18 protein-coding genes are annotated in these 19,505 nt (G+C 65.2%); 12 read left to right on the plus strand and 6 right to left on the minus strand.

What is annotated here, in order from left to right; all coding sequences use genetic code 11:
• Positions 1–116: 116 nt before the first annotated feature.
• On the plus strand, positions 117–392 hold the full coding sequence (locus AXW67_RS15765; RefSeq protein ID WP_051310719.1) for a BolA family protein: 276 nt from the start codon (positions 117–119) through the stop codon (positions 390–392).
• Between the two features lie 187 nt (positions 393–579).
• On the opposite strand, the gene AXW67_RS15770 is transcribed toward AXW67_RS15765, so the two are convergent.
• From AXW67_RS15770 to AXW67_RS15780, 3 genes are all read right to left on the minus strand, one after another.
• Entirely contained in the window at positions 580–1,887 is a 1,308-nt protein-coding gene (locus AXW67_RS15770; RefSeq protein WP_027553424.1) for an HlyC/CorC family transporter, read from the minus strand.
• Positions 1,888–1,979: 92 nt separating this feature from the next.
• The gene (aroB, locus tag AXW67_RS15775) at positions 1,980–3,128 is read right to left on the minus strand and encodes a 3-dehydroquinate synthase (protein WP_063678613.1); all 1,149 of its coding nucleotides are present in this window, start codon (positions 3,126–3,128) and stop codon (positions 1,980–1,982) included.
• Positions 3,125–3,751, minus strand: a complete 627-nt coding sequence (locus AXW67_RS15780) for a shikimate kinase (protein ID WP_063678614.1) — start codon at positions 3,749–3,751, stop codon at positions 3,125–3,127. Before AXW67_RS15780 ends, aroB begins: the two co-directional genes overlap by 4 nt.
• A 158-nt stretch (positions 3,752–3,909) precedes the next feature.
• Here AXW67_RS15780 and AXW67_RS15785 point away from each other — a divergent pair, with 158 nt between their 5' ends.
• The 4 genes from AXW67_RS15785 (at position 3,910) to AXW67_RS15800 (ending at position 8,330) form a co-directional block, all read left to right on the plus strand.
• Entirely contained in the window at positions 3,910–4,056 is a 147-nt protein-coding gene (locus AXW67_RS15785) for a hypothetical protein (RefSeq protein WP_035685402.1), read from the plus strand.
• Between the two features lie 17 nt (positions 4,057–4,073).
• On the plus strand, positions 4,074–5,048 hold the full coding sequence (xerD, locus tag AXW67_RS15790; protein WP_027553421.1) for a site-specific tyrosine recombinase XerD: 975 nt from the start codon (positions 4,074–4,076) through the stop codon (positions 5,046–5,048).
• A gap of 311 nt (positions 5,049–5,359) precedes the next feature.
• On the plus strand, positions 5,360–6,322 hold the full coding sequence (locus tag AXW67_RS15795; RefSeq protein WP_063678615.1) for an acetyl-CoA carboxylase carboxyltransferase subunit alpha: 963 nt from the start codon (positions 5,360–5,362) through the stop codon (positions 6,320–6,322).
• 448 nt (positions 6,323–6,770) lie between these two features.
• A complete protein-coding gene (locus AXW67_RS15800) occupies positions 6,771–8,330 on the plus strand; it encodes a L,D-transpeptidase family protein (RefSeq protein WP_430648716.1) in 1,560 nt (519 codons plus the stop codon).
• A 151-nt stretch (positions 8,331–8,481) separates the two neighbouring features.
• On the opposite strand, the gene secA is transcribed toward AXW67_RS15800, so the two are convergent.
• Positions 8,482–11,331 (minus strand): preprotein translocase subunit SecA, encoded by a 2,850-nt coding sequence (gene secA, locus AXW67_RS15805; protein ID WP_063678617.1) that lies wholly within the window; start codon positions 11,329–11,331, stop codon positions 8,482–8,484.
• A gap of 354 nt (positions 11,332–11,685) precedes the next feature.
• Between secA and AXW67_RS15810 the strand changes: the two genes are divergently transcribed.
• Positions 11,686–12,612 (plus strand): peptidylprolyl isomerase, encoded by a 927-nt coding sequence (locus AXW67_RS15810; RefSeq protein ID WP_027553417.1) that lies wholly within the window; start codon positions 11,686–11,688, stop codon positions 12,610–12,612.
• Between the two features lie 101 nt (positions 12,613–12,713).
• On the plus strand, positions 12,714–13,955 hold the full coding sequence (gene argJ / locus AXW67_RS15815; protein WP_027553416.1) for a bifunctional glutamate N-acetyltransferase/amino-acid acetyltransferase ArgJ: 1,242 nt from the start codon (positions 12,714–12,716) through the stop codon (positions 13,953–13,955).
• A gap of 45 nt (positions 13,956–14,000) precedes the next feature.
• On the opposite strand, the gene AXW67_RS15820 is transcribed toward argJ, so the two are convergent.
• Positions 14,001–15,368 (minus strand): TadE/TadG family type IV pilus assembly protein, encoded by a 1,368-nt coding sequence (locus AXW67_RS15820; protein WP_063678618.1) that lies wholly within the window; start codon positions 15,366–15,368, stop codon positions 14,001–14,003.
• 149 nt (positions 15,369–15,517) lie between these two features.
• On the opposite strand from AXW67_RS15820, the gene mutT reads away from it, so the two are divergent.
• Positions 15,518–15,928 (plus strand): 8-oxo-dGTP diphosphatase MutT, encoded by a 411-nt coding sequence (gene mutT / locus AXW67_RS15825; protein ID WP_063678619.1) that lies wholly within the window; start codon positions 15,518–15,520, stop codon positions 15,926–15,928.
• Between the two features lie 120 nt (positions 15,929–16,048).
• On the opposite strand, the gene AXW67_RS15830 is transcribed toward mutT, so the two are convergent.
• Positions 16,049–16,897 (minus strand): methyltransferase domain-containing protein, encoded by an 849-nt coding sequence (locus AXW67_RS15830; RefSeq protein ID WP_063678620.1) that lies wholly within the window; start codon positions 16,895–16,897, stop codon positions 16,049–16,051.
• Positions 16,898–16,961: 64 nt separating this feature from the next.
• Here AXW67_RS15830 and AXW67_RS15835 point away from each other — a divergent pair, with 64 nt between their 5' ends.
• From AXW67_RS15835 to AXW67_RS15850, 4 genes are read left to right on the plus strand one after another with little or no spacing between them, the layout of a single operon-like run.
• Positions 16,962–17,771: a ComF family protein gene (locus AXW67_RS15835; RefSeq protein ID WP_063678621.1), complete on the plus strand. Its 810-nt coding sequence runs from the start codon at positions 16,962–16,964 to the stop codon at positions 17,769–17,771.
• 35 nt (positions 17,772–17,806) lie between these two features.
• Entirely contained in the window at positions 17,807–18,082 is a 276-nt protein-coding gene (grxC, locus tag AXW67_RS15840) for a glutaredoxin 3 (RefSeq protein WP_063678670.1), read from the plus strand.
• On the plus strand, positions 18,079–18,975 hold the full coding sequence (locus AXW67_RS15845) for a carbon-nitrogen hydrolase family protein (RefSeq protein WP_063678622.1): 897 nt from the start codon (positions 18,079–18,081) through the stop codon (positions 18,973–18,975). Before grxC ends, AXW67_RS15845 begins: the two co-directional genes overlap by 4 nt.
• Positions 18,972–19,466 carry a DUF1178 family protein gene (locus AXW67_RS15850; RefSeq protein ID WP_063678623.1) on the plus strand — a complete coding sequence of 165 codons (495 nt, stop codon included), beginning with the start codon at positions 18,972–18,974 and terminating at the stop codon, positions 19,464–19,466. Before AXW67_RS15845 ends, AXW67_RS15850 begins: the two co-directional genes overlap by 4 nt.
• Positions 19,467–19,505: the final 39 nt, after the last annotated feature.

Consider the following 19,505-nt stretch of genomic DNA (forward strand, 5'->3'; position numbering starts at 1 on the left):
ATTGCAATTAGGACAAAACCGGTCGCCAAAGCCTTGCTTCGGCGTTTTCAGAACGGCCGCCAAGCGCGGCCCATCGGGGCATTGACGGAGTGCGATCGCCCTCTTTAATGACTCACATGGCTATCAGAGACACTATCAGCAACAAGTTGCAGGAAGCTTTCACGCCGGAAAGCCTGCAGGTCGTCGACGAGTCACATTTGCATGAAGGACACGCCGGCCATCGGCCGAGCGGCGAGACGCACTTCCGCGTTTATATCGTGTCGCCAGCCTTCAAAGGGAAGAGCCGCGTCGAGCGCCATCGCATGATTAATTCGGCGCTGGCCGCGGAACTTTCCGGCGGCGTGCATGCATTGGCGATCCACGCGCAGGCGCCGGGCGAGGGCGGGACCTAGCTCGCCAATTCGAGCATCAAATCATGCTATTTCCCCTCATCCCGCAATGGCGAAGCCATTGTCGCTGGAGGAGCGCACCCTTGCGCGCGTCTCGAAGGATGAAGGCCCCGCCGCTGCATCCCGGCCTTCATGGTTCGAGACGGCGCTTACGCGCCTCCTCACCATGAGGGTTGAGAGCTCAAATCAGTCAGAACGACGTCCCTGCCCGCCTCGGCTTGGATTCCTCGACCTCGGCTTCGCGCGGCACCGGTGAAATACGGAGTGCGGTGATGCGGTTGCGCTCGCGGCGGAGCACGCGGAAGCGGAAGCCGTGGAAGGTGAAGCTCTGGCCGCGGTCGGGGATCGAGCGCGCCTCGTGAATGACGAGGCCGGCCACCGTCGTTGCCTCTTCATCGGGCAGGTGCCAATCCATGGCGCGATTGAGATCGCGGATCGGCACCGAGCCATCGACCACGACCGAGCCGTCCGGCTGGGCGCGCACACCGGCGACCACGACGTCATGCTCGTCGGAGATGTCGCCGACGATCTCTTCCAGAATGTCTTCCAGCGTCACAAGACCTTCAACTTCGCCGTACTCGTCGACAACGAGCGCGAAATGAGTCTTGCGACGGCGGAACGCCTTGAGCTGCTCGGAGACGGGACGCATCTCCGGCACGAACCAGGGCGGCAGCGCGATGGTGGAGACGTCGATGCGCGAGGTATCGCCGTCCGAAGCCCTGATCGCGCGCAAGAGATCCTTGGCGTGGAGCACGCCGATGATGTTCTCCGGCTTGTCGCGCCAGAGCGGAATGCGGGTGTATTCGGTCGCCAGCACCTCGCGCACCAGCTCCTCCGCCGGCAGGTCGGCATTGATCATCATCATCTCGGTGCGATGGATCATGACGTCGGAGACCTGGAGCTCGCGCAGGTCCAGGAGGCCGCCGAGCATGTCGCGGTCGTGCTTCTCGACCTTGCCTTCATGATGCAAGAGGTCGACCGCACCGCGCAGGCGTTCGGTCGGCGACAGGATCGCCTGGTGCTCGCCGATGGCGACGCCGAACAGCCGCATCAGCATCCGCACGATGGCCTCGACCACCGAGAGCACCGGCCCGAGGATGAACACGGTGAGCCGCATCGGGCGTGCCACCGCCAGCGCAAGCCGGTCGGGCGCGTTGATGGCGATGGTCTTGGGCAGCACTTCGGCGAAGATCACGACCAGCGCCGTCATCACGCCGGTCGCATAGAGCACGCCAACCTCGCCGAACCAGGTGGTGAAGATGCCGGTCGCAATTGCGGAAGCGCCGATATTGGCGATGTTGTTGCCGAGCAGGAGCGCGCCGATCAGCCGCTCACGGTTCTCGATCAGCTTTGAGACGATTTCGGCGTCGTGATTGCCCTGCTTGGTCAGCCGCAACATGCTGGCGCGCGAGGCGCCGGTCAGCGCAGTCTCGCTCGCGGCGAAGAACGCCGAGATCAAGAGGCAGAACACGACGATGGAGAGTCCGAGCCAGTCCATGCACCACTCTAGCTTCTTGTTTTGACGCGTTTTCTTTACGCGAACCGGTACCCACTTCGCTCGAAAACGCTTTGGCGCCGTTCAGCCGCGCCTCATGCCTTGTGCGCGAGCTGCTCTTTGAGGAAATCGCGCACAAGCGACGGCTCGACGTCCTTCGCGATGACCGCGCGACCGATCGCCTCGAGCAGGATGAAGGTGAGCTTGCCGCGCTTGACCTTCTTGTCCTGCGCCATCAGCGCCATCAGCGCGTCGGCATCGGCGAGCCCTTCCTGCGAAAAGCCCGCGATGTCCTGCAGCCGCGTCGGCAGCCCCGCGTCAATGAGGTGCAGTTCGACGCGCGCGGCATCGGCCGCGCCGATCATGCCGAGCCGCGCCGAAAACTCCGCCGCCAGCACCATGCCGATCGAAACGCCCTCGCCGTGGAACAGACGGTCGGAGAACCCCGTCGCGGCTTCCAGCGCGTGGCCAAAGGTGTGGCCGAGATTGAGCAGCGCGCGCTCGCCGGTCTCGCGCTCGTCGCGCGAGACGACGCCCGCCTTGGCGCGGCACGAGGTCGCGATCGCATGCTCGCGGGCCGAGCCGCCCTTGAAGATGTCGGCGTGGTTCTTCTCCAGCCACGTGAAGAAGGCTTCGTCGCCGAGCACGCCGTATTTGGCGACCTCGGCATAGCCGGCGCGGAATTGCCGCGGCGACAGCGTGTCGAGCACGGCGGTGTCGGCGATGACCAGCACCGGCTGGTGGAAGGCGCCGAGCAGATTCTTGCCCTGCGGCGAGTTGATGCCCGTCTTGCCGCCGACGGAGGAATCGACCTGCGCCAGCAGCGAGGTCGGCACCTGCACGAAATCGACGCCGCGGCGCAGGATCGCGGCCGCAAAGCCGGCGAGATCGCCGACCACACCGCCGCCGAGCGCAATGACGAGATCGTTGCGCTCGATTTTTGCCGCGATCAGGGCTTCGCTGACCTTCTCGAGGCCGGCATAGGTTTTCGAGATCTCGCCTTCCTCGACGACGATGCGCGAGGTCGGGACGCCCGCGGCAGCGAGCGAGGCCTCGGTGGGCTCTAACCAGTACTTTGCGACGGTGCGATCGGTGACGATCGCGGTGCGCACGCCGGGGCGCAAGGCCGCGACGCGCTCGCCGAGCGAGGCAAGCACATCACGGCCGATGATGATGTCGTAGGCGCGATCGCCGAGCGCGACGTCGACCTTCACCGGATCGGTCTGTTTCAACGGCGCAGTCATCGTGCGGCACTCGCGACATCAGGAGAGACTTGAGGATCGGCCCCGTTGCCGCAGAGATGCGCGTGCAGCGTCTCGATCGTCTCCTCGACGATCTTGTCGTGCGGCACGTCGCGCGAGGCAATGGTGAGGTCGGCGTTGCGGTAGACCGGCTCGCGCTCGGTGAGCAGCCGCGTGACGGTTCCTTCGGGATCGGCGGTCCGCAGCAGCGGGCGGTCGGCGCGGCGGCGCACGCGGCGCATGATGACGTCATGGTCCGCCTTGAGCCAGATCGAGACCGCTTTCGCCGCGATCCGCCCGCGCGTCTCCTCCCGCATGAAGGCCCCGCCACCGGTGGCCAGCACCAGGGGACCGCCATCGAGCAGCCGCGCGATCACGCGGGCCTCGCCGTCGCGGAAATGCGGCTCGCCATGGCGCTCGAAGATCTCCGGTATGGGCATGCCGGCCGCCGCCTCGATCTCGGTGTCGGCGTCGACGAAGGGCAGCCGCAGCCGCGCCGCGAGGCGCCGGCCGATGGTGGATTTGCCCACCCCCATCATGCCGACCAGCACGAGCGAGCGCGCACCCAGCGCCGACAGGATGTCGGCCTCAGGCGAACCAAGTGCTGGCAACACGGCGTCGGACATGTTCCTCGCTCAAATCTGCCGCCTCAGGCGACATCCGGCCACCTATACTACCCCCCAAGCGGCCCTCGCCAGAGGACTCTTGCTATGAAACGGCGAACATGTTGGATGATTTCATTGGTTAATTTGGCCGTTCGAGCCCCTCGTCGAGACCTTGCCCGATGCCCAGCCTGTTCCGGTTCCTGACGGTCGTCGCCGTGATCGCCGGCATCGTCTATGGCGTGGTCTTCGCGCTGGCGAACTTCGTCACCCCGAAGTCGCGGGAAATGACGGTGACGATCCCGCCTGACAAATTTCTCAAGAAATAGGAGCTAGCCTCCGGGGCATGCGCGCCAACAAGCCCTCAGATACCAAGCTCATCGGCCTGTTCCTCGACATGCTCGCGGCGGAACAAGGCGCCGGCCCCAATACGCTCGATGCCTACCGCCGCGACCTCACCGATTTCTCGGAGTTTCTGGCCCGCGTCGGCCATACTTTTGTGGATGCCGAGACACAAACACTGCGCGATTATCTCGCCGATCTCGACACCCGCGGCTTCAAATCCTCCAGCGTCGCCCGGCGGCTGTCGGCGATGCGGCATCTCTATCGCTTCCTTCTGAACGAGCGCATTCGCGACGAGGATCCCGCGGCGATCCTGTCCGGCCCGAAGCGCGGCCGCGGCCTGCCAAAGGTGCTGTCGATATCGGATGTCGACCGCATGCTCCGCCGCGCCAAGGAGATGAGCGAGGCGGCTGAGGTCTCAGCCTCGCAGCGGCTGCGCAGCTTGCGACTCTATTGCCTGCTCGAGGTGCTCTACGCCACCGGCCTGCGCGTCTCCGAATTGGTGGCGCTGCCGCGCACGGCGGCCAAGCGCGACGCGCGCATGATCGTGGTGCGCGGCAAGGGCAACAAGGAACGCCTGGTGCCGCTCAACGAGGCCTCGCGTCAGGCGATGGCCGATTATCTCGCGGCAACTGAAGCGGCCAAGGAAAACAATAAAGCCGAGAAGACGAAGAACAGCCTCGCGGCTTCGAAATGGCTGTTCCCCTCCTTCGGCGAGAGCGGGCATCTGACGCGGCAGCATTTTGCCCGCGACCTGAAGGAGCTCGCGGTGGCCTCCGGCCTGCAGGCCCGGCTGGTCTCCCCCCACGTGCTGCGCCACGCCTTTGCCAGCCACTTACTTCACAACGGCGCCGACTTGCGCATCGTGCAGACCCTGCTCGGTCACACCGACATCTCCACCACCCAGATCTACACCCATGTGGTCGAGGAACGCCTGAAGAGCCTGGTGCGCGACCTGCACCCGCTGGCGGAGACGTAGGGTCTCGTGCCCCGGACGCAGCGCAGCGTGCAACGGTGCGCTGCTGAGCCGGGGCCCATCGGGCCTGCTGGGTCCCGGCTCAGCGCAGCAGCGCTATAGAAGCGCTGCAGCGCGTCCGGGACACAGAGTCAACCGGGGCGACTGCACGATCCGCCTTGACTTCGGCCACATCTCCGCAGAAAGAGCCGTGGCCTCACGCGTGATTTGGCGGGCTCCCGGGAGCGCACAAGCCAACTCATTGAAGAAACTCAACTTCTTACCGCAAGCCAAATCCGCTTCGCCGCTTCGCCCCGTCCTCCTATATTGAGTTGATGCCAGACCAGATGCGCAGCTATCTCGACTTCGAAAAGCCCGTCGCCGAGCTCGACTCCAAGGTCGACGAATTGCGCACGCTTGCGGCCTCCGGCACCGATATCGCCGAGGAGATCGGGCGGATCGAGGACAAGGCGGCGCAGGCGCTGGCCGACCTCTATACGAACCTGACGCCGTGGCAGAAGACGCTGGTCGCGCGCCATCCGCAGCGGCCGCATTTCTCCGACTTCATCAAAGGCCTGATCACCGAGTTCACCCCGCTCGCCGGCGACCGCAAGTTCGGCGAGGACGAGGCACTGGTCGCGGGCTTCGGCCGCTTCCGTGGCGAGCCGATCTGCGTGATGGGCCAGGAGAAGGGCGATTCCACCGACAGCCGCATCAAGCACAATTTCGGCATGGCGCGGCCGGAAGGGTATCGCAAGGCGGTGCGGCTGATGGAAATGGCCGAGCGTTTCGGCCTGCCCGTGCTGTCGCTCGCCGATTCCGCCGGCGCCTATCCCGGCATCGGCGCGGAAGAGCGCGGACAGGCCGAGGCGATCGCGCGCTCGACCGACGCCTGCCTCGCGCTGGGCGTGCCGAACGTCGCGATCATCACCGGCGAAGGCATGTCGGGCGGCGCGATCGCGATCACCACCGCCAACAAGGTCCTGATGCTGGAGCACGCCATCTACAGCGTGATCTCGCCGGAGGCCGCCTCCTCCATCCTCTGGCGCGACGGCACCAAGGCGCAGGAAGCCGCCAACAACATGAAGATCACCGCCCAGGACATGCTCCGCTTCGGCGTGATCGACCAGATCCTGAAGGAGCCGGTCGGCGGCGCCCACCGCGACCCCGCCGCCATGATCGCCACCACGGGCGAAGCCATCGCCAAGGCTTTCGACGAGCTGCGCAATCTGGATGCCGACGGCATCCGCAAGCAGCGGCGGCAGAAATTCCTCGATATCGGCCGGAAATTGGCCTGATTCGTCGACTTTTCGGTGCCGTAGGGTGGGCAAAGCGAAGCGTGCCCACCGCTCTCCGCCACGTATGGCTGCATGGTGGGCACGGCGCTTCGCACCTTTGCCCACTCTACAGCGCCTTCGGTAAGGCTCCATTAACCCTTTTTTTGCCCAAATCAGCGATCTCAGTGACGTTTTGGCCGAACGGCCAAAGTTCCGTCCCAAGTCATGTCTCAAGTACCGTCCAAGTTTAGTCTCTGTTGACCATGCCTATCGGCCAACGGGCTCGTGATCCCCGCTCGGGTTGCGACCCCTTCGTCCGGAGGTTAGAATTTTAATCAATGGCTTCAGGGCATAAGCGCTGGGGCTTGGTCTGAAAAAAGCCCGCCGAAAGCGGGTTCCGGAGGTCCGGGCAGATCAGGCGCCAAAGTTGGGGTTTGCGCTCCTTGCCCGGCACGGTGTGGGGTCCATCTTGAAATCCAGTTCGCTTGCTCGCGCGCTCTTGGCGTCGGTTGCGCTCTCGGCCAGCGTGTTGCTGGCCGGCTGCGATACCGATCAGGTTTCGCTCGCGACCAATGCCAAGGCCAACCAGCCGGTCCCGCCAAAGCTCGTCGCCGCGATGGCCGAGAAGGACATGGATCTGCAATCGCCGATCCTGGTCCGTCTGTTCAAGCAGGAGGCCGAGCTCGAGGTCTGGAAGCAGACCCGAAGCGGCCAGTTCGCGCTGCTCAAGACCTATCCGATCTGCCGCTGGTCCGGCGATCTCGGACCGAAGGTGCGCGAAGGCGACCGCCAGGCGCCCGAGGGGTTCTATTCGATCAACCCCAGCCAGATGAATCCGCAGTCGGCCTACTACCTCTCCTTCAACACCGGCTATCCGAACGCGTTCGACAAGGCGCTCGGCCGCACCGGCTCGCAGCTCATGGTGCATGGCGACTGCTCCTCGCGCGGCTGCTACGCGATGACCGACGAGCAGATCGCGGAGATCTATTCGCTCGGGCGCGAATCCTTCTTCGGCGGCCAGAAGGCGTTCCAGCTCCAGGCCTACCCGTTCAAGATGACGCCGGTGAACATGGCCAAGCACCGCACCAATCCGAACATGGCCTTCTGGAAGATGATCAAGGAAGGCTACGATCATTTCGAGGTGACGCGGCAGGAGCCGAGGGTCGATTTCTGCGAGAAGAAGTACGTCTTCGACGCAGCGAAGCCGGCGGACGCCAAGCGTGATCCGGTGTTCGACGCCTCGGCGAAATGCCCGGCCTATGTGATCCCCGAGGACATCGCCAGCGCCGTGCGCGAGAAGGAAGAGCGCGACCAGGCCGAGTACAACAAGCTCGTCTCCAAGGGCACGCCGGTGGCGCGCATGAACACCGGCATCGACGGCGGCATGAACAAGATCTTCGCTTCCAAGATTCCGGAAGGCTCGACCGGCCTGTCGGAGGGCGCCGAAGGCTCGACCCTGCAGATGCTGGCGATGTCGAAGGCGCCGGGCACGATCCCAGGCACCGTCAATCCGCCGAAGCCGAATTTCGAGCCGACCGCGGCCCAAGAGCCGGTCGTCGCAGTTGCCGCGCCCGCCGCGACCACCCGCGTCGCCGCAGCCACTCCGGCCGCAACCGCGCCCGCTGCCGCCGCGCCTGCCGAGAAATCCTCAGGCGGCGGCTTCTTCTCCGGCATCGCCCGCAAGATGGGCATGGGCACGGCTGACACCACCGCCACCACATCGCCGCCGCAAGCCACCGCGTCCGCCGCTCCGGCCACCACCTCGACAACGCCGGCCACGGCGACGTCGAGGCTGAAGGCCGCGGTGACGCGCTTCGTGCCGGGCCACGACAAGGACAAGCCGGTCGCAGCCGCAAAACCCGCCGAACCGGCGAAGCCGACAGAGACGAAGGTCGCCGCGACGCGGCCGGCGCTCAAGCCGTCAGTGTCGAATGCTTCGGCTGATGCCGGCAGCAGCGGCCAGATGTCGGGAGCAGCGCCGGTGGTGTCGTCGAATTCGTTCGACAGCCGGTTTGGGGCGGTGAAGTAGCGGGCGCTTTCCACTCTCTAAAGAACGTGAACTGTCATCGCCCGCGAAAAGCGGGCGATCCAGCATTGCAAAGACAGTTTTGCTTGAATCGATAAGCCGCGGCGTACTGGATCGCCCGGCTCAAGCCGGGCGACGACAGCGAGGCTAGTTACTAACCATACCGCCCGTGGCAGTGCTTGAACTTCTTGCCCGAGCCACACGGGCAGTCCTCGTTGCGGCCGATCTTGCCCCAGCTGGCCGGGTTCTTCGGGTCGCGCTGGGCGGCGGAGACGGTGTTCGCCTGCGGGGCCAGGGTGACGTTGGCGAAGGCCATTTCGTCTTCGCCGGTGTCGGGATTGAGCTTGTGAGCTTCCATCGCGGGCAGCATGGGGGCTTCCTGCTCCGGCGGGATGATCTCGACGCGCATGAGCTGGGCGGTGACGGCCTCGCGCAGGTGCGCGCTCATCTCCTGGAAGAGGTTGAAGGCCTCGGTCTTGTACTCCTGCAGCGGATCGCGCTGGCCGTAGCCGCGCAGGCCGATGACCTGGCGCAGATGGTCGAGCATGATCAGATGCTCGCGCCAGAGATGGTCGAGCGTCTGCAGGAGGATGGTCTTCTCGACGTAACGCATCACGTCGGGACCCCACTGCGCGACCTTGGCGGCCATGTGCTCGTCGGCGCGGTTTTCGATGCGCGTGAGCAGCTCCTCGTCGGCGATGCCCTCTTCCTTGGCCCAGTCGTCGACCGGCAGGTCGAGATCGAGCACGCGCTTGAGCTCCTCCTTCAGGCCCGCGACGTCCCACTGCTCGGCATAGGCATGCTCGGGCACGTGCTTGGCGACGAGGTCGTCGACGAAGGCGTGGCGCATGTCGGCCACGGTCTCGGCGACGCTCTCGTCCTTCATCAGCTCGACGCGCTGGTCGAAGATCACCTTGCGCTGGTCGTTCTGGACGTTGTCGAACTTGAGCAGGTTCTTGCGGATGTCGAAGTTGCGGGCCTCGACCTTCTGCTGCGCCTTCTCCAGCGCCTTGTTGATCCAGGGATGGATGATGGCCTCGCCCTCTTTCAGGCCGAGACGCTGCAGCATGCTGTCGAGGCGATCCGAGCCGAAGATGCGCATCAGATCGTCTTCCAGCGACAGGAAGAACTTGGAGCGGCCGGGGTCGCCCTGACGGCCGGAACGGCCGCGGAGCTGGTTGTCGATGCGGCGGGATTCATGCCGCTCGGAGCCGATGATGTAGAGGCCGCCCGGCTTGGTCACGGTCTTGGCGGGCTTGGACCCCTTCGCCGGCTCGATCTCGATGGTCTCCTCGGCCTTCAGCACGATGTCGCGGAAATGCTCGATGTCGGCCTTGATCTGCTCGATCTTCTTCGCCTTCTCGGCTTCGTCCTCGATGCCGGCGGTCTCCTGCTGCACGCGCATCTCGAGCGAGCCGCCGAGCTTGATGTCGGTGCCGCGGCCGGCCATGTTGGTCGCGATCGTGATCGCGCCCGGCACGCCGGCTTCGGCGACGATATAGGCTTCCTGCTCGTGGAAGCGCGCGTTCAGCACCGCGAACAGCTTTGCCGGCTTGCCCGAGCGCGCCGCCGCATAGAGCTTGTCGAGCGCGTGCTCCTTGCCGAAGTCGATCTGCTTGTAGCCGTTCTTCTTCAGGAATTCGGCCAGCACTTCCGACTTCTCGATCGACGCCGTGCCGACCAGCACCGGCTGCAGCCGCGCATTGGCGCGCTCGATCTCGGCGAGGATGGCGCCGTATTTTTCCTGCTGGGTGCGGTAGACCTCGTCGTCCTCGTCGAGGCGCGCCACCGGCAGGTTGGTCGGGATCTCCACGACCTCGAGCTTGTAGATGTCGAACAATTCGTCGGCTTCGGTCGCCGCCGTGCCGGTCATGCCCGCCAGCTTCTCGTACATGCGGAAGTAGTTCTGGAAGGTGATCGAGGCGAGCGTCTGGTTCTCGGGCTGAACCGCGACGTGCTCCTTGGCTTCGAGTGCCTGGTGCAGGCCTTCCGAATAGCGGCGGCCCGGCATCATGCGGCCGGTGAACTCGTCGATGATCACGACCTCGCCGTCGCGGACGATGTAGTCCTTGTCGCGGGTGAACAGGGTGTGGGCGCGCAGCGCCTGGTTGACGTGGTGCACGACGGAGACGTTCTCGACGTCGTAGAGCGACTCGCCCTTGAGCTGGCCGGCGTCGCGCAGCAGCGTCTCCAGCCTCTCCATGCCGCCTTCGGTCAGCGTCACCGTGCGCTGCTTCTCGTCGACCTCGTAGTCGGTCACCTTCGCGAGGCTCGGCATGAAGGTGTCGATGGTGTTGTAGAAGTCCGAGCGGTCGTCGAGCGGGCCGGAGATGATCAGCGGCGTGCGCGCCTCGTCGATCAGGATGGAGTCGACTTCGTCGACGATGGCGAAGAAGTGCGGCCGCTGGACCATGTCCTCGAGCCGGTACTTCATGTTGTCGCGTAAGTAGTCGAAGCCGTATTCGTTGTTGGTGCCGTAGGTGATGTCGCAGGCATAGGCCGCCTTGCGCTCGGCATCGTCGAGGCCGTGGACGATCACGCCGGTGGTGAGGCCGAGGAAGCCGTAGATCTGGCCCATCCAGCCGGAGTCGCGGCGGGCGAGGTAGTCGTTGACGGTGACGACGTGGACGCCCTTGCCGGCGAGCGCGTTGAGGTAGACCGCGAGCGTTGCCACCAGCGTCTTGCCTTCACCGGTCTTCATCTCGGCGATGTCGCCCTCGTGCAGTACCATGCCGCCGATGAGCTGGACGTCGAAATGGCGCTGGCCGAGCGTGCGCTTGGCCGCCTCGCGCACCGTGGCGAAGGCCGGCACCAGCAGGTCGTCGAGCGTCTTGCCCTCGGCGAGCTGCTGCTTGAATTCGGCGGTGCGCGCCTTCAGCGCCTCGTCGGAGAGCTTGGATACTTCAGGTTCCAGCGCGTTGATGGCGTTGACGCGGGACTGGTATCCCTTCACCCGCCGGTCGTTGGCGGAGCCGAAAAACTTGCGGGCGAGCGCGCCGATCATGCCTAGTTCCTGTGTTCGCGATTTAACCGCGTTGCAGCCAAGAGGTTGTCACCCACTTGCCTATCAACTCACCGTGACGCCTCGTGGTGCCGGTGCCCGGCCTTTCGGGGGCATCCGCCATATGGGTGGGAATTGAGCAAGTCTGGGTTCAACGGCCAAAAACGCAGCAAAATAAACGCCATCGCCATGGACGCGACCGCGCAGAGATATGGCCGGGTCAGGGCCTTGTCAACGGCGGGCGGGTTTCCGCTAATTCATCATTTTGACAGACTTTTCGCGTTGCCAAGCCCCCCTGATTGGGCGAGTGTCCGCCCCGCTTAAGCAGCCCCTGCTTCAACATAATAAGGATTTTCCATGACCACCTCGTTCCCGGTAACCACCGGCCAGCGCTTCCGCCATGCGTCTGCCCTGGCTAGCGGCCTGGCTTTGGCGTTGACCCTGGCGTTCGCGGGCCCGCTGCGGGCCGCCGACGATCCGGTCCTGGCGAAGGTCAACGGCGTGGAAATCAAGAAGAGCGATGTCGCCATGGCCGAGGAGGAGCTCGGGCCGAGCCTCGCACAGATGGACCCCGCGACCAAGGACGAGAACGTGCTCGCCTTCCTGATCGACATGAAGATCGTCGCCAAGGCCGCCGAGGACAAGAAGATCGCCGACAGCGACGAGTTCAAGAAGCGGATGGCGTTCGCCCGCAATCGCCTCCTGATGGACAGCCTGCTCGCCCAGGAAGGCAAGGCCGCGACCACGCCCGACGCCATGAAGAAGGTCTATGAGGAGGCCTCCAAGCAGATCACCGGCGAGCAGGAGGTGCGCGCCCGCCACATCCTGGTCGAGACCGAGGACGAGGCCAAGGCGGTGAAGGCCGAGCTCGACAAGGGCGCCGATTTCGCCGAGCTCGCCAAGAAGAAGTCCAAGGATCCGGGCTCCGCCGACGGCGGCGATCTCGGCTTCTTCACCAAGGAGCAGATGGTGCCGGAATTCTCCGCGGTCGCCTTCGCGCTCGAGCCGGGCAAGATCTCCGACCCCGTGAAGTCGCAGTTCGGCTGGCACATCATCAAGGTCGAGGAGAAGCGTAACCGCAAGGCGCCGGACTTCGACCAGGTCAAGGCCCAGATCGAGAACTACGTCACCCGCAAGGCCCAGGCCGATTACGTCTCCAAGCTCCGCGCTGAAGCCAAGGTCGAGCGGCTGGACCAGCCGGCGGCGGACGCGTCCAAGGACGCCAAGCCGGCCGATGCGGCCAAGCCCTCCGACAGCAAGATGGCGCCACCGGCGAAGAAGTAAGAATTCGCTGTCACTTCGCTGACGCCAATAGTATCTAAGCATCGTGATGCCCGGCCTCGTGCCGGGCATCTGCTTATCAAGATCCACCAAGGCGCCCCGCGATGTCCTCCTCCGTCTCCCCGCTCGCCCCGAAGCACGTTCCCGACATGCCCGTGATCGCGGGCATCCGTCTCGCGACGGCCGAGGCCGGCATCCGCTACAAGAACCGCACCGACGTGCTGCTCGCACTGATGGACAAGGGCACGGCGGTCGCCGGCGTCTTCACCAAGTCGAAGTGCCCCTCCGCACCGGTGGAATGGTGCCGCGCCAAGCTCAAGGGCGGCAAGGCGCGTGCGCTCGTGGTCAATTCCGGCAACGCCAATGCCTTCACCGGCAAGACCGGCCGGGCATCCACCGCGCTCACCGCCAAGATCGCGGCCAAGGCGGTCGGCTGCAGCGAGAGCGAGATCTTCCTGGCCTCGACCGGTGTGATCGGAGAGCCGCTGGATGCGACCAAGTTCGACGGCGTGCTCGGACGCCTCGCCGAGGCTGCCGAACCTGCCGATTGGCTCGGCGCGGCCAAGGCGATCATGACCACCGACACCTTCCCGAAGGTCGCGACCGCGACGGTGAAGCTCGGCAAGGCCAAGGTCACCATCAACGGCATGGCCAAGGGCGCCGGCATGATCGCGCCTGATATGGCGACGATGCTGTCCTTCATCTTCACCGACGCGCCGATCGCGCCGGCGGCGCTGCAGGCCCTGCTCAAGAGCGGGGTCGAGGACACGTTCAACGCCGTGACCATCGACGGCGACACCTCGACCTCGGACACGCTGCTAGCGTTCGCCACGGGCGCTGCGGCCGCGCACGGCGCGCCCAAGATCAGCCGCGCCAGCGACCCGCGGCTGAAGGCCTTCGTCAAGGCCTTCAACGGCGTGCTCGCCAATCTCGCCGAACAGGTCGCCCGCGACGGCGAGGGCGCGCGCAAGCTGGTCGAGATCACCGTGGAGGGTGCCAAGACCAAGGCCTCGGCACGCAAGATCGCGATGTCGATCGCCAACTCGCCGCTGGTCAAGACTGCGATTGCCGGCGAGGACGCCAATTGGGGCCGCGTGGTGATGGCGGTCGGCAAGGCCGGCGAGCCCGCCGATCGTGACAAGCTCTCGATCTCCTTCAACGGCATCCGCGTCGCCAAGAGCGGCGCGCGCGATCCCGACTACGACGAGGCGCAGGTGTCCGAGGCGATGAAGGCCCCGGAAATCGCGATCAAGGTCTCCCTCGGCCTCGGCAAGGGCCGCGACCGCGTCATGACCTGCGACCTCACCAAGGAATATGTCGCGATCAACGGAGACTATCGGTCGTAGGGCTCACTGCTCCCTCTCCCTGCTTGCGGGGAGAGGGGATCTAAGTCACCCCGCAATCCGTGCGTCGGCGACGGCCTTCCTGAACAGCGCGTTCATCGCATCCGAAATGCCCTGCGTGGGACTGACCTCGAAGTAGAGTCCGGGCGAAGCGCAGCTCTGCATGTTCTTGGCGATCTCGCTGTTCGGCGAGGGCCCGAACGGCCCCTTGTTGAAGGGATCAATCCAATCCATGTACCACTGGTTGTCTTTTAGTTGCAGATAGGTCGTGTAGAGCACGGCGATCTTGACGTTGTTCCTCTTCAGCGCGTCGCAAAGCGTCGCATCGAGCGGCGACTGGCAGCGTGGCGAAATGTTGCCCCAGTGGCTATTGTACATCGTCTTGGAGCAAGACGTATTGCTCTCGTCGGCGACGCCATCCGAGACAAAGAAGAGATACTTCAGCGGTGCTGACGAGGTGCCGGTTCCCGATGCGGGAATCAAACTGGTGATCGCCGGAAATATCTTGCTGAACTGCGTGTCTTTGTCGGCCGTATAAGCGTCGTTGTTGCCGTAGACGCCCATCAGGTCGATGGCGCCGGCCGCCGTCTTGGCACTCGACAGGCTCGCCGACAACGAGAACAGCGCGCGCAGGCCGATCGTCTTCGACGCGGCGCCGAAATCGTAGATCGCCATGCGGAACTGGTTGGGGTAGGTCTCGGTGTTTGTGGCGGTGTCCATCAGCGACTGGGTCGCGGTGCGCAGCACATCGATTCGCGTGGTCACGCCGATGTTCTTCGCCAGATTATAGGTGCTGTTCGAGTCGTTGTAATCGTGGCAGGCGAACGCGCAATTCTGCTTGCTGGTCGGGAATGAGGCTGTCGCGTTGACCAGCTTGGTGACGTCGTCCGGCGTCGCCGCCACGCCCATCGACGGCGAATTGTCGAGCAGCAGGTAGAAATCGATATAGAGCGGCATGTTGGCCGTCGAGGTCGACGTGCCCGTGACATTCAGCGCACTCTTGCCGATCAAGCCGAGAAACATGGTGTTGATGTTGGCACTGAACGAGACCGTTGTGGTGATGGTCGAGCCGCTCTTGACCACGGTCGGGGTGACGTTGACGAGCGTGTAGTCGGTCAGATTGGCGCGGTTGGCGTCGAAGATGTTCTGTGCATCGGTGACGCCGACGGGAATCGGTCCATCGGAGGTCATCGAACCCGCCGCAGCGAAGGCCGGCGAGGCCTTGGCGAGCGAGCCGACGCTGGCCGCGTCCGCCGCAGCCTGCAGCTTGGCGCGGACCTGCGTCGCGCGGGAATAGTCGATCGCGCAGCCGACCGCCGTGATCAGCGGGACGCAGGCAATTGCGAAGATCACGGCGATGTTGCCGCGCTGGTCGCAGGCAAAGCGACGAATGACGTTACGAAACGCGGCGCGCATGGGTCGGGTCCGGAATGGTTTTGCGTTTCCATTCTAGGAACTGCCGATTAAATATGACTTATAGAGACCGTAGAGCGGGAACCGAAATGGGTTAACAGCCCGTTACGTCGTCCCAGCACCCACGAACCTATCCTCCTGACAGAACAAGCATGGCCGATCTCAAACTGACACTGGTGGTGGCCTGCGCCCTGATCGACGCCGACAAGCGCGTCCTGATCGCGCAGCGCCCCGAAGGCAAGGCGCTCGCGGGCCTCTGGGAATTTCCCGGCGGCAAGCTCGAGCCCGGCGAGCGGCCGGAGCAAAGCCTGATCCGCGAGCTGCACGAAGAGCTCGGCATCACCGTCGCCGAACCGTGCCTCGCGCCGCTGACGTTTGCGAGCTACGCCTACGAGACCTTCCACCTGTTGATGCCGCTTTACATCTGCCGCCGCTGGGAAGGCCTCGTGACGGCGCGCGAAGGCCAGACCCTCGCCTGGGTCCGCGCCAACAAGCTGCGCGACTACCCGATGCCGCCGGCGGACATCCCGCTGATCCCGCATCTGATTGATTTGCTGATGTGAGGTTGAAGCCGTCGCCACGCTCTCCACGTCATGCCCGGGCTTGTCCCGGGCCACGATCTTCGTACCACACTGAGAGACGTGGATGGCCGGGTCAAGCCCGGCCATGACGGAGGAGGCAACTCACGCCTTCCCCGCCTTCTTCACCGCCTCCGCCAGGCTCGCCTTCGCCGAGCCGGGCTTCAAGGGCTGTTGCTGGCTCGCATGCGGCGCCCAGCCGGAGAGCCAGATGATGTCGAACGTCGCGCGGACACGACCATCCGCATCGGCGAAGCGCTCGACATAAATCTCGGCCATGCGCAGCAGCGTGGCGCGCCGCGCCGGCTTGCGCCGCCGCTCGATCAGCACGTTGGTTGCGCCCATGCGCCGCAGATCCTGCATCAGCGCGAACGCATTGGCATAGCGCACCACGACGCGATCGACATCAGTGACCGGCAGCGCAAAGCCCGCCCGCTGCAGCAGCGCGCCGATGTCGCGCAAGTCGGCGAACGGCGCCACGCGCGGCGACACGCCGCCCTCGCATTCGGCTTCCGCCGCGGCAAAGGCCTGGCGCAGTTCGGTCAGCGAATCGCCGCCGATCATCGCTGCCAGCAGCAGGCCGTCCGGCTTCAGCGCACGCCGGATCTGCGCGAGCACACCCGGAAGGTCGTTGACGAATTGCATTGCCAGCGCGGAGACGACGAGATCGAGGCTTTCGGACGCGAAAGGCAGCTTCTCCGCCCCCGTCGCATCGAGAGCGACCCGTTCGAGGGAAGGCAGCCGCGTACGCGCTGCCATCAGACCTTCGCCCGGCGTCCAGAGATCGGCGGCCGCACCAAACTCGCGCATCACAGCGGCGAGCCGGTCGGACAGGTCCTCATCCACCCGATCGAGCAGGAAGCGCACCGGCCCCTGCGCCTGCGCGCGACGTTGGCGGGCATGCAGCAATGCGCGATCGAACAAGGCGGGTGGATTCTGCGGGTTCTGAACCATGCCGCTGGTTACGCCGATCTCGACGGTTCTGGCAATCCGGTGCGTGCGGCGCTAGCCTTCCCCCATGGAAGCCGAAAGCGCCCCCTCCCGTTCCATCGCCGCGCCGCTGCGGGCCGCATGGTCGGCTGGCCGCCACGCGCTGTCGCGTGCGGCGCGGCTCGCGCTCGACATTGCGCTGCCGACCCTGTGCGTGTCCTGCCGCGAGCCGGTCGATGGTGAGGGCGTGTGCGCGGCCTGTTGGGCAAAATTGTCGTTCATCGCCCCGCCCTATTGCCCGCGGCTCGGCATTCCCTTCGTCTACGATCCCGGCCCCGACATGCTGTCGATGGAGGCGATCGCGAGCCCGCCGGCCTATCAGCGGGCCCGCGCGGCCGTGCGCTATGACGACGTCGCCCGCACGCTGGTGCACGCGCTGAAGTACCAGGACCGTACCGATCTCGCCCCCGCCATGGGCCGCTGGATGGCACGCGCGGGCAGCGAGCTGCTCACCGGCGCCGACATGCTGGTGCCCGTTCCCCTGCATTGGCGGCGAGCCTGGCGGCGCCGCTACAATCAGTCCGGAGCGCTGGCGCGAATCATCGCGCGGCAGAGCGGCGTGAGGGTCAGGAGCGAGGTGCTGCGCCGGGTGCGCGCGACCGAGCAGCAGATCGGCCTGTCGCGGGCCCAGCGCGCGACAAATGTGCAGGGCGCATTCCAGGTATCTGCCGACCTCCAGGCCGCGGTCCAGGGCCGGCATATTGTCCTCGTAGATGACGTCTTGACCTCCGGCGCGACCGCCGACGCCTGCGCGCGGGCCCTGCTCCGCGCCAAGGCCGCCCAGGTCGACCTGCTGGTGTTCGCCCGGGTTGTCGAGAGCGGGCCCCGTCCCATATAATTCGATGAATTCATGACATGAAAGCGCCAGACGACATGACTGATGCTGTCGAGATCTACACGAGGCCGGGCTGCGGCTATTGCTCCGCGGCCAAATCGCTGCTGACCCGCAAGAAGGCGACCTTCACCGAGTTCGACATCGCCAGGGATGCGTCGTGGCGTCGGGAGATGTACGACCGCGCGGGCGACGGCGCGACTTTCCCGCAGATCTGGATCGGCGGCACCCATGTCGGTGGCTGCGACGAGCTCTACGCGCTCGACCGCGAGGGCAAGCTCGACGCCATGCTCGAGAGCGTCAAGGCCGTCTCATGAGCCAGAATCAAGCTCAAGCTCAAGATCGAAGCTTCACCGCTGCCATGGTGCAGATGCGCACCGGCCTTCTGCCCGAGCAGAGCCTGGCGCAGGCGAGCAAGCTGATCCGGCAGGCGGCGGCGAACGGCGCCAACTACGTGCAGACGCCCGAAGTCAGCAACATGATGCAGCTGAACCGCAAGGCGCTGTTCGAGCACCTCCAGAGCGAAGAGGACGACATTTCGCTGAGGGCCTATCGCGCGCTCGCGGCCGAACTGAAGATCCACCTGCATGTCGGCTCGCTGGCGCTGCGCTTCTCGCCGGAGAAGGCGGTCAATCGCTCGTTCCTGATCGGGCCCGAGGGCAATGTGATCGCGAGCTACGACAAGATCCATATGTTCGACATCGAGCTGCCGGACGGCGAGAGCTATCGCGAATCCGCCAACTATCAGCCGGGCGAGACCGCGGTGATCTCCGACCTGCCCTGGGGCCGGATCGGGCTGACGATCTGCTACGACGTGCGCTTCCCCGCGCTCTATCGCGCGCTCGCCGAGAGCGGTGCGTATTTCATCACCGTGCCCTCCGCCTTCACCCGCAAGACCGGCGAGGCGCACTGGCACATCCTGCTGCGCGCTCGCGCGATCGAGACAGGCTGTTTCATCTTTGCCGCGGCGCAGGCCGGCCTGCACGAGAACAAGCGCGAGACCTATGGCCATTCGCTGATCATCGATCCCTGGGGCGAAATCCTCGCCGAGGGCGATGTCGAGCCCGGCATCATCATGGCGAGGATCGATCCGGCCAAGGTCGAGACGGCACGCAGGGCGATTCCCTCGCTCCAGCACGGCCGCCGCTTCGGCGTCGCCGATCCCAAGGCGGGACCGGACCATCTACATCTCGTGCGGGGATCGGCATGATCCGCTACGCGCTCCATTGCGACCAGCACCACGCATTCGAGAGCTGGTTCCAGAGCTCGTCGGCCTATGATTCGCAAATTCGGCGCAAGCTCGTGACCTGCCCGATCTGCGGCTCGGCCAAGGTGGACAAGGCGATCATGGCGCCGCGCATCGTCGGCAAGAAGGGCCGCGGACGCGCGACGCCGCCGCCGGAGGCGGCCGCGACAACCGCGCCGACGACAACGCCTGAGGCGACGCAGTCCGGACCGACTTCGCTGATGATGGCGCAGGAGCGCGAGCTGCGCGCCAAGCTGAAGGAGCTGCGCGATCACATCGTGAAGAACGCCGACAATGTCGGCGAGCGCTTCGCGAACGAAGCCCGCGCGATGCATTACGGTGACAAGGAGCACCGCCCGATCTATGGCGAGGCCTCGCCCGAGGAGGCCAAGTCGCTGATCGACGAAGGCATCGAGGTGTCTCAGTTGCCGACGCTGCCGGAAGACAGGAATTGACGGTCGCGCTCGTCGTCATGGCCGGGCATGACGATGGCT

The sequence above is a fragment of the Bradyrhizobium neotropicale genome (assembly GCF_001641695.1).
Taxonomy (GTDB): Bacteria; Pseudomonadota; Alphaproteobacteria; order Rhizobiales; family Xanthobacteraceae; genus Bradyrhizobium; species Bradyrhizobium neotropicale.